We start from the raw sequence: 14,059 nt of genomic DNA on the forward strand, positions 1-14,059 counted from the left end.
CCTTGTGAGACGACCTGAAAGGCCTCGTCCCGGCAGGGGCGCGCCTTTGCCACGCCCCTTGCCGGAATACAAGACTTCTCGTTACTCGGCGAAGAGCTTCGCGGCCTTGAACAGCCACCCGCCCTGCGCCTCGCCAGCGGCAAGAGCGCGCGGCTGGGCAGGGCATTCGAGGCAGTAGGCCTGCATGCCGCGCACCGACATCAGCATGTCGAGGTCGTTAGCGACCTGGCCGAGCAGCGCGTTCTGCTGGCGCGCGACCATCGAGAAGATGTCGCCGCCACCTTGCGGAGCTTCGCTGTCGTTGGTCAGCAGCGTCGCGAGCAGCGTGTTGTAGCCGCCGATGTCACTGCCGAGATAGCGCGCATGCCAGTCGCCTTCGCCAAGGCCCGCCTGCTCGGCGGCGTAGGCGAGGGCATCCTCGATACCGCCATACTGGTCGACGAGACCGATCTGGCGCGCCGTTCCGCCGTCCCAGACGCGGCCCTGGCCGACGGTGTCGACCTGCTCGGTCGTCATCTTGCGGCTTTCAGCAACGCGGGTGAGGAAGTCGGAATAGCCGTTCTCGATCGAGGCCTGCAGGATCGAATCGATCTCCGGCGTGAACCCGGCGATCAGGTCCGGCTGGCCCGACAGCGGCGTGGTGCGCACACCGTCCCCGTAAACGCCGAGGTCGGCAGCGGCGCGTTCGAACGTCGGGACGACCGCGAATATGCCGATCGAACCGGTGATGCTTTCAGGCTCTGCGAAGATGCGATCCGCCGGGGTCGAGACCCAGTAGCCGCCGCTTGCAGCGACATTGGCCATCGAGACCACGATCGGGATGTCCTTCGCCTTGTGGCGCAGGATCGCCTGGCGGATTTCCTCCGAAGCGGTGACCGAACCGCCGGGCGAATCGACCCGGACGACCAGTGCCTTGAGATCTTCGTCGAGTGCATCGTCGAGCAGGTCGGCAATGCGTTCGCCGCCGGCCGTGCCCGGGCCTGCATCGCCATCGACGATCACGCCTGCGATGGTCACAACACCGATCGCATCGCCGGGCTTGTCAGGCGAATTGTCCGACAGCCACGGGTCGAGCTCGGTGTAGGCGTAGCTGCCCGGGGTATCGTCCCACGGGTCTTCGCCGACGAGTTCCGCGACGCGCTCGCCGAATTCGATGCGGCTGCCGAGCTTGTCGACAAGGCCAGCGTCGAGCGCAGCGGTGGCGAGGTCGCCATCCTTGCTCTGGATCCATTCGACGGGGCTGCCGGTGACGCGGTCGATATCCGCACCCGGGCGAGCCTTCTTGACGTTGGCCTGCCATTCTTCCCACAGCGCGCCGTAGAGCGCTTCGGCATTTTCACGCGCCTCGGGCGACATGTCGCTGCGCGAGAAAGGCTCGACCGCCGACTTGTAGCTGCCGACCTTGTAGACCCGCGCGTTGACCTTGAGGTTTTCGAGCAGCTCGCCGTAGTAGAGCTGCGAACCGCCGGGGCCGGCAATCAGCGCGCCGCCGAGCGGGTCGACCCAGACTTCGCTGGCATGGGCGGCGAGCATCATGTGCGCGTCGCCGTAACCCATCGAATAGGTGAGGACCGGCTTGTCAGCCGCGCGAACGCGGTCGAGCGCCGCGCCGACCGACTGCAGGTGGACCTGGCCCGCGCCGAGGAACTCCGACATGTCGATGACGACGGCCTTGATCCGGTCGTCGGTCGCCGCTTCGTTGAGTGCATGGACGAGGTCACGGACCTGGTATTCACCCATCGGTTCCTGCCCGGTGAGCAGGGCCGCGAGCGGATCGACTTCGGATTTTTCCTCGACGATCACGCCGTCGAGCTGGATCAGCAGCGCGCCTTCGCGAACCTGCGCAGGGCTCGGCCGTGCGGTCATGATTGCGAATAGCGCCCAGAAGAACAGCAACAGGAATACCAGGCTGAGCCCGTCCTTGATGCCGACCAGAAGTTTCCAGACCTTGCCTGCGAATGCCATTGAATTTCCTGTCCTGCGATTAGCCCCTTGTGCCTGACGTAAGCGGCAAGGGCGCGAGTTTCCAGTCGAATCCGCTTGAGCGGCTGACATCACTCGACTAACAGCCCCCCTTTAATGACAGGTAAGCCGATCTCGACGTCGCCCGGCCGCTTTCCAGCGGGTCGGCGCGCCTTTCCGCATCGCGACCTGCTCGGCATTTCACATCTCGAGCGGCACGAAATCCTCTTCCTGCTGGCCGAGGCCGAGCAATGGGTCGATCTCAACCGGCAATCGACCAAGCATGTCGATGCGCTCGCCGGGCTGACGATCATCAACGCCTTCTTCGAAAACTCGACCCGTACGCTGCTCAGCTTCGAAATCGCGGGCAAGCGGCTCGGTGCAGACGTGGTCAACATGCATGCCGCGCAGTCGAGCGTGAAAAAGGGCGAGACGCTGATCGATACCGCGATCACGCTCAATGCCATGCGCGCCGATGCAATCGTCATCCGTCACGGATCGAGCGGCGCGGTCGACCTGATCGCGAGCAAGGTCGATTGCCCGGTCCTCAATGCGGGCGACGGCCAGCATGAACATCCGACGCAGGCCCTGCTCGACGCGCTGGCACTGCGTCATGCGCTGGCGGAGCGCGGGTGGGACAACGAGGACTTCACCGGCCTCACCGTCACGATCTGCGGCGATATCCTGCATAGCCGCGTCGCGCGTTCGAACATCCTTTGCCTTACCGCGCTCGGCGCGAGCGTGCGCCTGTGCGCGCCGCCCGCGCTGATGCCTGCAGGGATCGAGGCGATGGGCGCGCAACCGTTCCACGATTTCGAAGCTGCGCTCGACGGGACGGACGTCGCGATGATGCTGCGCCTGCAGACCGAGCGGATGAGCGGCCAATTCATTCCCTCGGCGCGCGAGTATCACCACCTCTACGGTCTCACGAAAGAGCGTCTCGAACGCTGTGCGCCCGATGCGCTGGTCATGCACCCGGGGCCGATGAACCGCGGGGTCGAGATCGACAGCGACGTGGCCGACATGCTCGATCGCTCGATTATCACCCGGCAGGTCGAAATGGGCGTCGCCATCCGCATGGCGAGCCTCGACGTGCTGACGCGCAGGGCGCGCGGGGTCGAAGGCTGGAACGACGGGGAATGGCAATGAAACAGACCGCTCCCCTGACCATCACCGGCGGCAGGCTGGTGACGCCCGAAGGCCTGCGCGAAGGCGCGATCAGGCTGGCGAACGGCACGATCGAGGCGATCGGTGATCTCGAACCGGGCGAAGGCGAGGAAGGGCTCGATGCGCGAGGGCAGATCGTCGCGCCGGGCCTCGTCGATTTCGGCGTATTCCGGGTCGACAAGCCCGCGTTCCATTTCGGCGGCATCACGCGGGCAGCGCTGATGCCCGACCAGTCCCCGCCGCTCGACTATCCGAGCCGGATCAACTTCATCGCCAAGAGCGGCAAGCCCGACCTGTGGGTCCACCCGCTTGCCGCTGCGACGCGCGGTCTCGAGGGGACCGAACTCGCCGAAATCGGCCTGATGCGCGATGCAGGCGCGCGCGGCGTTGCGACCGGGCGGCGCTGGATTGCCGATTCCGGCACCATGCTGCGCCTGCTGCAATATGCCGCCATGCTCGACCTCGTCGTGGTGACTCACGCGGAGGACGCGGCGCTCGCCGGTTCCGCCGTTGCGACAGCGGGTGAAATGGCGACCCGCCTCGGCCTGCCGAGCGCGCCTGCCGAGGCAGAGGCTCTGGCAGTCGCGCGCGACATCGCGCTTGCCGAATTGTCGGGTGCGAGGCTCCATTTCCGGCAGGTGACGACCCGCGTCGCGCTCGATCTCGTTCGAGCCGCGAAGGCGCGCGGGGTGAACGTGACCGCCGGGGTAACGCCCGCGCATTTCATGTTGTCCGACCTCGCGACGGCAGAATTCCGCACCTTCGCCCGTCTCTCGCCGCCGCTGCGCAGTGAAGAGGATCGCAAGGCCGTGATCGAGGCGATCGGCGACGGAACGATCGACGTGATCGCGAGCGGCCACGACCCGCGCGGTGCGGAGGACAAGCGCCTGCCGTTCTCCGATGCGGAGCCGGGCATGGCGGGGGCGGAAACGCTGCTCGCCATGACGCTGACGCTGGTGCGCGACGGGGTGATCGACGAGGCGCGGGCCTTCGAGCTTCTTGCGTCCACCCCGGCACGTCTGCTCGGCGTTCGCGCAGGCGCCCTGGTCGAAGGTTACGAGGCGGACATCTGCCTCGTCGATGCGGAGAAGCCGTGGATCGTCGACAGCCGCAAGATGGAGGCCGCTGCGGGCAATACCCCGTTCGACGGCCAGCCCGCGCAGGGCCGCGCGACCTGCGTCATCAAGGGCGGCGTGATCCTCTAGGCGCGGCTCAACGCTTCAGCGGGAAGCGCTTCCAGTAGGTGAGGCAGCGCCACAGCCACTCGAGCGGCCCGTAGCGATAGCGCTCGAGCCAAGGCTTCGACCACGCCAGCATTACGACCCAGGCGCCTAGCACCACGAGGTAGAGCTCGCCGCGTGTCAGCTCGCCCCACAGGCCGCCGGCCCACGGGTGGAAGACGAGCATCATGACGAAGGAGGTGCCGAGGTAGTTGGTGAAGGCCGCGCGGCCCGCCGCGGAAAAGCGCTGCGCGAGCCAGCCGTTCGCATGGCTGCCCCATAGCGCCAGCAGCGCGGCAAGCCCGAGGATTACCGGCAGGCGGGGAACACCGGCGAAACCGCTCAGCGCCGCGATCGAACTCCAGTAGGTCAGCCCCGCGCCATGCGCCCACAGGGCGATGGGAACCGTCAGCGCTGTGCCCACGATCAACCCGGCCCAGCCCCACAATCGCTGCCGCCGTGCGTCGAACCCTCCGCTGAACAGGCCAAACTTGTAGAGCCCCATGCCGATCAGCATCAGCGGCAGCGTTTCGAGCAGGAAAAGCGAAAGGGTGATCAGCGGATCGGTGCCGTGCTTGGTGAAGTTATGCGTCACGAAATCGGCGTAATTGCCCTCGGTCAGGATCTTCGCCTCGAGCGCATCGTCGTCCATCGCCTTCTGCTTCGCTTCGTCGAAGCCTGTCCGCATCTTGGTGAAAGGCGCCTTGTCGCCCAGCGAAGTTTCGGCAACGAAATAGCCGGGCGAGATCATGGCAGCCATCAGGACCGCGCCGCCGAGATAGCCGAGGACCCCGATGACCATCAGGTCGCGCGCCGCCCAGCGCAGGAACAGCACTGCAACGAAGCCGGCAGTGGCATAGAGCGCGAGGATGTCGCCGCGCCACAGGAAGAAGAAGTGGAACAGGCCGAACAGCAGCAGCCAGGCGAGGCGCCTGACCTGCAGCCAGCGCGTCGCACCGCGTTCCCACGCGCGCTCCATGAAGAGCGCCAGCCCCGCGCCGAAGAGCAGTGTGAAGAGCCCGCGCATCTTGCCGTCGATGAGGATGAACTGGGCGACCCACATCCAGTCCTCGGTCGGACCGTGCTCGGTCAGGAAGGCATCGGGGAAGATGTAGGCGTTGAAGGGCTGGCCGAAGGAAACGATGTTCGCCGCAAGGATACCCAGCACCGCGATGCCGCGGATGAAATCGAGGCTGGCGATCCGGTCTGCCTTGGCAACGGGCGCGTTCGCCTGATCGGGCGTCGCAATCGCCTCCGCGCTGCCTTCGTCGATTTCGATATTTTCCCCGCTCATATGCCCCTCGCTCCGTCCAGGCCGCGCTTATTGCAGCTTGTCCTCCCGGAAACCAGCAGGTGCGACGGGTAATCGACGCAATTTTGCGAGGAGAATCAGCCTATCGCGTGACGAGGCAGTTCTGTCCGGCGCGCTTGAGCGTATCGCAGGCCGATTGTGCGGCGCTTCGGCTCGCGAACCCGCCTGCCTGGAGGCGCACCAGATTGCCGGCCGGAACGACGAGCTTCTGCGCACCTGCCAGCGCTGAATTGCCCGCTACCCGGTTCCACAGCTTGTCGGCGTTTGCGCGAACCGAGAATGCACCCAGCTGCACGCGCCAGGGCCCCGACATCGCGGTCGGGGCAGGGGCCGGTGCTGGGCGGGCTGCAGGGGCAGCGGCCGGCTGCGGAGCCGGTGCCTGCGCTGTCCGGGGACGAGCATAGTCTGCGCCCGCGGTCGCAGGGCTCTCCGTCCCGGTAACGCGCGAGGCTTCCTCGATGGCGGTGCGTGCCGCGGCAATCGATGGAGGCACGTTGGTCCCGGCAATCGGCTGCGGCAGGCGGCGGATCGGCTGCACCGGAGCGGCAGGCGCGCCTTGCGGCTGTTCGATCGCGAGATCGGCGGCCGCCATCTGCTGCGCGCGGCGTGTGTCGCTGTCGCGCTTGATCTGTTGGGCAAGGATCTGCGCGCGCTCGCGCGTGTCGATCGGGATGAAATCGTCCATCTGCGCCAGCGCGGGCGGGGCCTGCGGCAGGCCCGCTCCGTTGGCGAGCGTCATCAGCGCATAGGCGCGTTCCCAGTCCTTCTCGACCAGCTCGCCGTTGAAATGGGCGATGCCGAGCAAATACTGCGAGCGCGGGTCGCCGCGCTCCGCCGCGCCCTTGACGTAAGGCATGGCTTCCTCGCGGCGGCCGGACTGGAACAGCAATATGCCGTAATTGTCCGCTGCCTTCAGATGACCTTGCGCGGCAGCTTTCGCGTAGAGAATCTCGGCCTGGCGGGAATTTTCCTCGACCCCGCGACCCAGTCGATAGGCCTGCGCCATGTTGAACTGCGCATCCGGATCGCCTGCCGCAGCCGGTCCGCGCCATTCGGCGACGGCCTTCGCATAATCACCGCGCGCCCAGGCATCGACCCCGTCCTTGACGTCGGCCCACGCGGGCGCGCCCGCGGCGAACATGGCCGCAGCGGCAAGATAGCTGGCAATGCGAGTAGCGGTTCCCATGGACAGTGCGCACCCTCTCAACCCCGTGTGAATCCAGAGTGACATAGTGAACGAGGCGTTAGCAAAGAGTTTCTATGCCGCAGGCCCGCCGGGCGCGTTTCGAAGCGGTCCTTAGTGAAGCCCCGTTAACCCAAAATTAGGGGTATCCTGCGAAGCCATTCCCCGAACCGCAGTTTGGGCGGCTCGTAATTGACTGAACAGGGGGATCGCGCTTTGCGTGTACTGGCATTGGCATCGCAGAAGGGTGGTTCGGGCAAGACCACACTCTCAGGGCATCTGGCCGTCCAGGCCCAGCGCGCAGGCGCTGGCCCGGTAGTCCTTATCGACATCGACCCGCAGGGCTCGCTCGCCGACTGGTGGAACGAGCGCGAAGCGGAGTATCCGGCATTCGCGCAGACTACCGTCGCGCGCCTCGCCAACGATTTGCAGGTCCTGCGCCAGCAGGGCTTCAAGCTCGCGGTCATCGACACGCCGCCGGCAATCACCATGGCCATTCAGTCGGTCATCGGTGTCGCCGAGCTGATCGTCGTCCCGACCCGTCCGAGCCCGCATGACCTTCGCGCCGTCGGCGCAACCGTCGACCTGTGCGAGCGTGCCGGCAAGCCGCTCGTCTTCGTGGTCAACGCTGCCACGCCCAAGGCGAAGATCACTTCGGAAGCCGCCGTCGCGCTGAGCCAGCACGGGACCGTCGCTCCGATCACGCTTCACCACCGCACCGATTTCGCAGCCTCGATGATCGATGGCCGCACGGTGATGGAAGTCGATCCGGAAAGCCGCAGCGCCGCCGAAGTGGGCGCGCTGTGGAACTACATCGCGGATCGTCTCGAGAAGAATTTCCGCCGCACCGTCTTTGCTGCACCGAACTCGGTGTCGCAGGTCGCTCCGGCGCATCGCCCTACCGGTGGCTTCGGTCGCCGGGTCGCGCAGTAAGCGCGAAGGGAGAGAGGCATCATGAGCGAACCGAATTTCGCCTCGCTCGGCCCGACGCTCCTTGCTCGCAAGGGTGGGGCCAAGCCCGCCATGCGCCCGCAGCTGGGCCCGATTCCGACCGGCCAGGCCGCAAACCTGGAAGATCTCGGCTGGAACGACATGGGTGATGAGGACGAACGTCCCGCAAATGTCGTCAACCTGACGCCCGAACCGGTCAATCCGGAAGTCGAGGCCGAATCGCACGAACAGGATCTCGCCGCCGATGCCGAACTGGCCTCGGTCCGCGAAGCCGTCCCGCCCGTGCGCCAGCAGCAGGACACGATTGCACAGCGCCTCGAAGAGCCGGCACCGGCTAAGGTCCAGGCCAAGGCTCCGGCACGCCCGCGCAAGAGTGCGCTCGAACGCGGCAAGCGCGCCGCTTTCACCCTGCGCCTCGACGCCGATCGCCACCTCAAGCTCCGTCTCGCCAGCACGATGCGCAATCGCAGCGCACAGCAGCTGGTGACCGAAGCGCTCGACCACCTTCTGGGCGACATGCCCGAACTCGAAACGCTCGCCGCGCAAATGTCGCGCAAATAATCCGGACCGGGGGAAGACAGATGCACACGGAAGCAAAACGCAATCGCACCATCATGCTGGCGGTCACGACCGCCCTGGCGACGACGGCGCTTGCAGGTTGCACCACCAAGGCGGCGGCTCCGGCCACCGTTTCGGCCAGCAAGGCGCAGTCCGAGCTGGTAAAGGGCAAGACGCCGCAGGCCATCGTCCACGCTGAAGAAGCCGTCCGTGCCGATCCGCGCAACGCTTCCTATCGTGCGATGCTCGGCGCGAGCTACATGGAAGCCGGTCGCTTCCGTGCTGCCGCGACGAGCTTCAAGGATGCGATGGACCTTGGCGACAGCTCGCCGCGCACGGCGCTGAGCTATGCGCTGGCCGAAGTCGCCGTGGGCAACTTCGCGACTGCGCAAAACGTGCTCGACCAGAACCGCGGTGAAATCGACGCGGCCGACCTCGGCCTCGCCATGGCGCTCGCCGGCGATCCGGACCAGGGCGTCCACATCCTCGGCAATGCGATCCGCAACGGCCAGAACACGCCGAAGGTTCGCCAGAACCTCGCCTATTCCTATGCGCTCCAGGGCAATTGGCGTGCAGCTCGCCTGATGGCGGCGGAAGACGTGCCGGCCGACAAGGTCAGTGCGCGCATCGCCGAATGGGCCCAGACGATCGAGCCCAGCAAGACGCATTACCGTGTCGCCAACCTGCTGTCGGTCCCGGTTGTCGGCGACCCCGGCCAGCCGGTCGAGCTCGCGCTTTCGCACACGCCGAGTGCGGTCGAGCTGGCTGCTTCGACCACCGGTGCCGACTACGGCGCTCGTGCTCCGGTCGCGGCGCAGGCTGCCAGCCCGGCTCCGGTTGCCGCTTACAGCGTGCCCAAGCTTGCTCCGGTAGGCGGCGAGCTTCCGGCTGTCGCTCAGGTGGAAGAGGTTGCTCCGGTCGCCGCTCCGGCCCCGGCTCAGGCAACGCAGCCGACCCAGTTCGCACAGGCTTTCGAAGCTCCGGCTCCGACCGCTCCGGCTCTCGAACGCTTCGCTGAAAGCACTGTGAAATTCGTTGCCAACCCGACCGTCCAGAAGACTCCGGCCCGCACCGTTTCGAAGGCTCCGACGACCCGCGTCGCCGAAAGCCAGCCGCGTGGTGTCGTCGATGGCGAAACGCTGATCCAGCTCGGCTCGTTCTCGAGCGAAGCAGGCGCGCAGCGCGCATGGGGCATCTACCTCAAGCGTTACCCGCAGCTGGCCCAGCACGACATGGTCATCACCAAGGCGGTGGTTCGCGGCAAGACCTACTACCGGGTCTCCGCCGGCGGCTTCAAGAACGCCAGCGCGCGCAGCATGTGCAACAGCGTGAAGGCGAAGGGCGAGGGCTGCATTGCCTGGGCCTCGAACAAGCCGCTTCCGGGCGCCGTCGACACGGGCGTACGTCTCGCCCGCCGCTGATCCGGCAGAAAACCGAATACCCCATGGTCGCCCTTCCGCTTCGCGCGGGAGGGCGATCGTCTTTTTGCGGTGGAGCGATTGCGAATTGGCTTGCTAATGCGAATAATTCGCATTAACTCTTGGCCGTCTTCAGCAACGAGTCGCCTGCATGTACACCTGCATCTGCAATGCCATCCGGGAGAGCGATATCCGCCGTGCGGCGCGCCATGTGTCGGGTGATGCAGAAGCCGTGTACGCCGCGCTCGGCAAGCGTCCGAACTGCGGAACCTGCCTTGCAGAGGCCGACGAGATCGTCTTCGAAGAACGCGAAATGGGCCTGACCGCGGCCCGCGCCGCCTGATCCGGCCCGGCGCTTCCCGCTAACGCAAATCGCTCGCAACTGGCGGAATTCCGCCGTTTTTCGGCTATTCTACCTTGCCAAATCCGCGATCGCGGGCGCATATCTCGCATCCAGGATAGGCAAGCAGGAGATCAGCCATGAAAGGCGACGCCAAGGTCATCGAATTCCTCAACAAGGCGCTGACCAACGAACTGACGGCGATCAACCAGTACTGGCTGCACTACCGCGTCCTTGCCGACTGGGGCCTGTCGAAGCTGGCCGAATACGAGCGCCACGAATCGATCGACGAGATGAAGCACGCCGACATCCTCGCCGAGCGGATCCTCTTCCTGAACGGGCTCCCGAACTTCCAGGCGATCCACAAGCTGAAGGTCGGCGAGACGGTCGAGGAAATCCTCAAGGCCGACCTCGCGATGGAGGAAGAAGCGATCCCGCTGCTGCGCGATGCGATCGAATATTGCGAGAGCGTGCGCGACTACGTCAGCCGCGAGGTTTTCGAACGCATCCTCGAAAGCGAGGAAGAGCATGTCGACTTCCTCGAGACCCAGTTCGACATGATCGAACACATGGGCCTGCAGAACTACGTCCAGCTGCAAAGCAAGCCGGCGGGCGAAGAGGAAGGCTAGTCCTCGCTCTCGCGCTGGGCTTCCGCCTCGCGTTGCACGATCTTGCGGCTGCGCTTGCGACGCTCGCGCGCGGTTGCCGTGGCGAGCCGCGTTTCGAGAAGGAACAGCGCCAGCGCGCCGAACAGCTGGACCATCGTCAGGATCCACGCGATTGCGACAACCGTGCCGATCTGCGGCCGGATGAAGGCGCTCACGAACAGGAGGGCGACCACGGTACAGATGGTCAGTGCCGCACCGGTGCTGAGCGTTACGGCGAGCTGCGCATAATGCTGGCGCTGGCGTAGCGCGGGCAGTTCCTCGCCCTCGCGCCCGCCGAGACCCTTCTCGGTGCGCCGCTCGATGAATTCGACGCGGTCGATCAGCCAGGTGAGCCGCGCGTTCATGACGTTCAGCATCGCCCCTATCGCGGCGAGCAGGAAAACCGGTGCGAGGCTCAGCTGCACGATTTCCTGCACGCGGATGGTGCTCGACGTGCGGTTGATCAGATCGCCAGCGATGGAGAGTGTTTCGAACACTGCCCGATCAGTCCTTGGAATGGTCGAACGGGTTCTTCGGGCTCTTGAGCGTCACGCGCACCGGGACCGCATCGAAGCCGAGTTCGCGCCGGATACCGTTCACCAGGTACCGCTCGTAACTCGTGGGCAGCGCATCGAGACGCGTGCCGAAGACCACGAAGCGCGGCGGGCGGGTGCCGACCTGCGTGATGTAGCGCAGCTTGATCCGGCGGCCCTTGGGCGCGGGCGGCGGGTTGGCGGCGAGTGCATCGTCGAACCAGCGGTTTAGCGCAGCCGTCGGTACGCGCTTCGACCAGCTCTCGCGAATCTCGAACGCGCTCTGGATCATCGCGTCGAGACCCTTGCCGGTCTTCGCGCTGACCGCGAACAGCGGCACGCCGCGCACCTGCGCGAGCCCTTCGTCGAGCGCGTGCTTGATGCCGTTGAACAGCTTGCTCTGATCCTCGGCCACATCCCACTTGTTGATCGCGATGATCAGCGCGCGGCCTTCCTGCAGCACCTTGTCGGCGATCTTGAGGTCCTGGTGTTCCAGACCCTTGGTCGCATCGAGCAGCAGCACGACGACCTCGGCGAAATCGACGGCGCGCAATCCGTCGGCGACCGAGAGCTTCTCCAGCTTGTCGACCACCTTGGCGCGCTTGCGCATGCCGGCGGTGTCGATCAGCTGGATATCGCGCTTCTCGCCCGTCTTGGGATCGGTCCATTGCCAATCGACCGAGATGGAATCGCGCGTGATGCCCGCTTCCGGCCCGGTCAGCATGCGGTCCTCGCCGAGCAACTGGTTGATGAGCGTCGACTTGCCCGCATTCGGACGCCCGACAATCGCGAGCTTGAGCGGGCCGAGCGGCGCATCCTCGTCCGCTTCGAGCTTGGCGGCTTCTTCAGCGGCTTCGGCCGCCTCGACCTTGTCGCCGATGACCGGCCACAGTGCGCCGAACAGGTCGGCGACGCCTTCGCCATGCTCGGCAGATACCGGGACGGGTTCTCCGAGGCCGAGCGAATAGGCTTCGAGGATGCCGGCCTCGCTCGCGCGCCCTTCCGCCTTGTTGGCGACGAGAATCACGGGAACGTCCTGCTGGCGCAGCCAACGACCGATTTCCTCGTCGAGCGGAGTGAGGCCGCTGCGCGAATCGATCACAAACAGCGCGGCATCTGCCCCTTCGAGGCTGATTTCGGTCTGCTTGCGCATCCGCCCCGGAAGGCTTTCCGGATCGTCGTCTTCCCAGCCGGCGGTATCGACCGCGGTGAAGCGCATGCCCGCAAGCTCCGCCTCGCCCATGCGGCGGTCGCGCGTGACCCCCGGCTGGTCGTCGACCAGCGCGATCTTCTTGCCGACGAGGCGGTTGAACAGGGTCGACTTGCCCACATTGGGCCGACCGATGATGATGACTTGAGGCAACATTACGCGCGTGCAGGTGGCGCTTTGTGCGCCGAATGGCAAGCGGAGAGGCGAACACGGTTAAATCGCGTTAACCGTAACAGGCAGGCGGGCGGCAACCATACTGCGGCATTTACCGTGGCCATGAAGCCCCTTTTCGCCTCTCTCGCAGCCCTTGCAGCCCTCGTCCCGGCAGCGCCCGCGCTCGCCGAAGTATCGGACCAGTTCCGCAACGGGGACGAGCGCAGCAGGGCAGAGCTTCCGCCCTACCTCCAGTGCGTGCCCTATGCGCGCGAATTGTCGGGCATCCAGATCTACGGCGATGCGCATACGTGGTGGGGGCAGGCCGAAGGGCGCTACGAGCGGGGTAACACGCCGCGCGTGGGCGCCGTCATGGCTTTCGTGCCGCATCGGAACATGCAGCTCGGCCATGTCGCGGCGGTCAGCAAGGTGATCGATTCGCGCACCGTGCTGCTCGACCATGCGAACTGGTCGCCGATCAACGGTCGCAGGGGCCAGATCGAGCGCGATGTGAAGGCGATCGACGTGTCGCCGAACAACGACTGGAGTGAAGTGCGCGTCTGGTACGATCCCGTACAGGGCCTGGGCACGACAGCATGGCCGGTGCACGGCTTCATCTATGGCGAGAAGGCGCAGATCGCGCGCCCACGTCTCGCTCGCGGCATTGCAGAACGCGCCGCGCCGCGCGCTACCCCGCCTGCGCGTCAGACCACCTCAAAGGAATTTACCGAGGCGTTCGCCTCGCTAGGCAGGACAGAGCTTCGCCCGCGTCCGCTGCAAGCCACCGAGCAGCGGAGGCGGGCGGAGACCCCGCGCGCCGCGCCGCGTGCAAAGCCGGTCGACCCGCTCGATGCGGTCGTCCTGCGCTACGGTAGCTAGGCTTCAGCCCTTTTTCGCGACCGGCGGATTGTCGCCGAGGTCTTCGTACCAAGCCTCGACCGGACCGGTCAGCTTCAGGGTGAGCGGATTGCCCTTGCGGTCGACCGTCTTGCCAGCCTGGACACGCACCCAGCCTTCGGAAATGCAATATTCCTCGATGTCGGTCCGCACGCGGTCCTTGAACTTGATGCCGACGCCGCGCTGCAGCTTCTCGGCATCGAAATACTCGTTGCGCGGATTGACCGACAGGCGGTCGGGCGGAGTGTCGTTCTGGGTGTCTTCGCTCATGGGGAGCGCCCGTAATCGGCAGCGCGCAGGCTCGCAAGCCTAATCGCGCGAGCCAGGCTCGCTAGAATTCGCCCGGCGGCGGGGTTTCGATCGGCGCTTCGCCCGGATTGTCAAAATCGGGCGAGGGCGGATCGAATTCCGGCGGCTCGTTCTCGGGCGCCTCGTCCGGCTGGGGCGGGGCGGGCGTCTCCGGCGGAGACTGCGGGTCGATGCGGTTCGGCGGTATGCCCATGGTGTC

15 protein-coding genes are annotated in these 14,059 nt (G+C 65.9%); 8 read left to right on the forward strand and 7 right to left on the reverse strand.

The window, feature by feature from the left end; translation table 11 throughout:
- Positions 1 to 81: 81 nt before the first annotated feature.
- On the reverse strand, positions 82 to 1,965 hold the full coding sequence (gene sppA / locus EO245_RS05145) for a signal peptide peptidase SppA (protein WP_128891917.1): 1,884 nt from the start codon (positions 1,963 to 1,965) through the stop codon (positions 82 to 84).
- A gap of 114 nt (positions 1,966 to 2,079) precedes the next feature.
- On the opposite strand from sppA, the gene EO245_RS05150 reads away from it, so the two are divergent.
- Positions 2,080 to 3,111, forward strand: coding sequence for an aspartate carbamoyltransferase catalytic subunit (locus EO245_RS05150; RefSeq protein WP_128891918.1), 1,032 nt, complete (start codon positions 2,080 to 2,082; stop codon positions 3,109 to 3,111).
- Positions 3,108 to 4,334 (forward strand): dihydroorotase family protein, encoded by a 1,227-nt coding sequence (locus tag EO245_RS05155; RefSeq protein ID WP_128891919.1) that lies wholly within the window; start codon positions 3,108 to 3,110, stop codon positions 4,332 to 4,334. The genes EO245_RS05150 and EO245_RS05155 overlap by 4 nt, the downstream gene beginning before the upstream one ends.
- A 7-nt stretch (positions 4,335 to 4,341) precedes the next feature.
- Here the strand turns inward: EO245_RS05155 and EO245_RS05160 are convergent, their stop codons facing one another.
- Positions 4,342 to 5,643 carry a DUF418 domain-containing protein gene (locus EO245_RS05160; RefSeq protein WP_128891920.1) on the reverse strand — a complete coding sequence of 434 codons (1,302 nt, stop codon included), beginning with the start codon at positions 5,641 to 5,643 and terminating at the stop codon, positions 4,342 to 4,344.
- A 100-nt stretch (positions 5,644 to 5,743) separates the two neighbouring features.
- Entirely contained in the window at positions 5,744 to 6,847 is a 1,104-nt protein-coding gene (locus EO245_RS05165; protein WP_199798684.1) for an SPOR domain-containing protein, read from the reverse strand.
- Positions 6,848 to 7,060: 213 nt separating this feature from the next.
- Between EO245_RS05165 and EO245_RS05170 the strand changes: the two genes are divergently transcribed.
- The 5 genes from EO245_RS05170 to bfr all read left to right on the forward strand — a co-directional run bounded on the left by EO245_RS05170 (position 7,061) and on the right by bfr (position 10,740).
- Positions 7,061 to 7,777: a ParA family protein gene (locus EO245_RS05170; protein WP_128891922.1), complete on the forward strand. Its 717-nt coding sequence runs from the start codon at positions 7,061 to 7,063 to the stop codon at positions 7,775 to 7,777.
- Positions 7,778 to 7,798: 21 nt separating this feature from the next.
- The gene (locus EO245_RS05175; protein WP_128891923.1) at positions 7,799 to 8,356 is read left to right on the forward strand and encodes a hypothetical protein; all 558 of its coding nucleotides are present in this window, start codon (positions 7,799 to 7,801) and stop codon (positions 8,354 to 8,356) included.
- Between the two features lie 20 nt (positions 8,357 to 8,376).
- A complete protein-coding gene (locus tag EO245_RS05180) occupies positions 8,377 to 9,774 on the forward strand; it encodes an SPOR domain-containing protein (protein ID WP_128891924.1) in 1,398 nt (465 codons plus the stop codon).
- Between the two features lie 148 nt (positions 9,775 to 9,922).
- A complete protein-coding gene (locus EO245_RS05185; protein WP_128891925.1) occupies positions 9,923 to 10,114 on the forward strand; it encodes a bacterioferritin-associated ferredoxin in 192 nt (63 codons plus the stop codon).
- Positions 10,115 to 10,251: 137 nt separating this feature from the next.
- Positions 10,252 to 10,740, forward strand: a complete 489-nt coding sequence (gene bfr, locus EO245_RS05190) for a bacterioferritin (protein ID WP_128891926.1) — start codon at positions 10,252 to 10,254, stop codon at positions 10,738 to 10,740.
- On the opposite strand, the gene EO245_RS05195 is transcribed toward bfr, so the two are convergent.
- Positions 10,737 to 11,255 (reverse strand): DUF2721 domain-containing protein, encoded by a 519-nt coding sequence (locus EO245_RS05195; RefSeq protein WP_128891927.1) that lies wholly within the window; start codon positions 11,253 to 11,255, stop codon positions 10,737 to 10,739. The genes bfr and EO245_RS05195 overlap by 4 nt on opposite strands.
- A gap of 7 nt (positions 11,256 to 11,262) precedes the next feature.
- Complete coding sequence (gene der, locus EO245_RS05200) at positions 11,263 to 12,657, reverse strand: ribosome biogenesis GTPase Der (protein ID WP_128891928.1); 1,395 nt, start codon at positions 12,655 to 12,657, stop codon at positions 11,263 to 11,265.
- Between the two features lie 120 nt (positions 12,658 to 12,777).
- Between der and EO245_RS05205 the strand changes: the two genes are divergently transcribed.
- Positions 12,778 to 13,533, forward strand: coding sequence for a CHAP domain-containing protein (locus EO245_RS05205; protein ID WP_128891929.1), 756 nt, complete (start codon positions 12,778 to 12,780; stop codon positions 13,531 to 13,533).
- 3 nt (positions 13,534 to 13,536) lie between these two features.
- Here the strand turns inward: EO245_RS05205 and EO245_RS05210 are convergent, their stop codons facing one another.
- Complete coding sequence (locus EO245_RS05210; RefSeq protein ID WP_128891930.1) at positions 13,537 to 13,821, reverse strand: DUF3297 family protein; 285 nt, start codon at positions 13,819 to 13,821, stop codon at positions 13,537 to 13,539.
- 61 nt (positions 13,822 to 13,882) lie between these two features.
- Positions 13,883 to 14,053, reverse strand: coding sequence for a hypothetical protein (locus EO245_RS13370; RefSeq protein WP_164931265.1), 171 nt, complete (start codon positions 14,051 to 14,053; stop codon positions 13,883 to 13,885).
- Positions 14,054 to 14,059 lie beyond the last annotated feature (6 nt).

The organism is Erythrobacter sp. HKB08, assembly GCF_004114695.1.
Lineage (GTDB): Bacteria > Pseudomonadota > Alphaproteobacteria > Sphingomonadales > Sphingomonadaceae > Parerythrobacter_A.

Coding starts and splice junctions, on each gene's coding strand:
- sppA (WP_128891917.1), bottom strand. CDS start 1,965: ATGGCATTCGCAGGCAAGGTCTGGAAACTTCTGGTCGGCATCAAGGAC.
- EO245_RS05150 (WP_128891918.1), top strand. CDS start 2,080: ATGACAGGTAAGCCGATCTCGACGTCGCCCGGCCGCTTTCCAGCGGGT.
- EO245_RS05155 (WP_128891919.1), top strand. CDS start 3,108: ATGAAACAGACCGCTCCCCTGACCATCACCGGCGGCAGGCTGGTGACG.
- EO245_RS05160 (WP_128891920.1), bottom strand. CDS start 5,643: ATGAGCGGGGAAAATATCGAAATCGACGAAGGCAGCGCGGAGGCGATT.
- EO245_RS05165 (WP_199798684.1), bottom strand. CDS start 6,847: ATGGGAACCGCTACTCGCATTGCCAGCTATCTTGCCGCTGCGGCCATG.
- EO245_RS05175 (WP_128891923.1), top strand. CDS start 7,799: ATGAGCGAACCGAATTTCGCCTCGCTCGGCCCGACGCTCCTTGCTCGC.
- EO245_RS05180 (WP_128891924.1), top strand. CDS start 8,377: ATGCACACGGAAGCAAAACGCAATCGCACCATCATGCTGGCGGTCACG.
- EO245_RS05185 (WP_128891925.1), top strand. CDS start 9,923: ATGTACACCTGCATCTGCAATGCCATCCGGGAGAGCGATATCCGCCGT.
- bfr (WP_128891926.1), top strand. CDS start 10,252: ATGAAAGGCGACGCCAAGGTCATCGAATTCCTCAACAAGGCGCTGACC.
- der (WP_128891928.1), bottom strand. CDS start 12,657: ATGTTGCCTCAAGTCATCATCATCGGTCGGCCCAATGTGGGCAAGTCG.
- EO245_RS05205 (WP_128891929.1), top strand. CDS start 12,778: ATGAAGCCCCTTTTCGCCTCTCTCGCAGCCCTTGCAGCCCTCGTCCCG.
- EO245_RS05210 (WP_128891930.1), bottom strand. CDS start 13,821: ATGAGCGAAGACACCCAGAACGACACTCCGCCCGACCGCCTGTCGGTC.
- EO245_RS13370 (WP_164931265.1), bottom strand. CDS start 14,053: ATGGGCATACCGCCGAACCGCATCGACCCGCAGTCTCCGCCGGAGACG.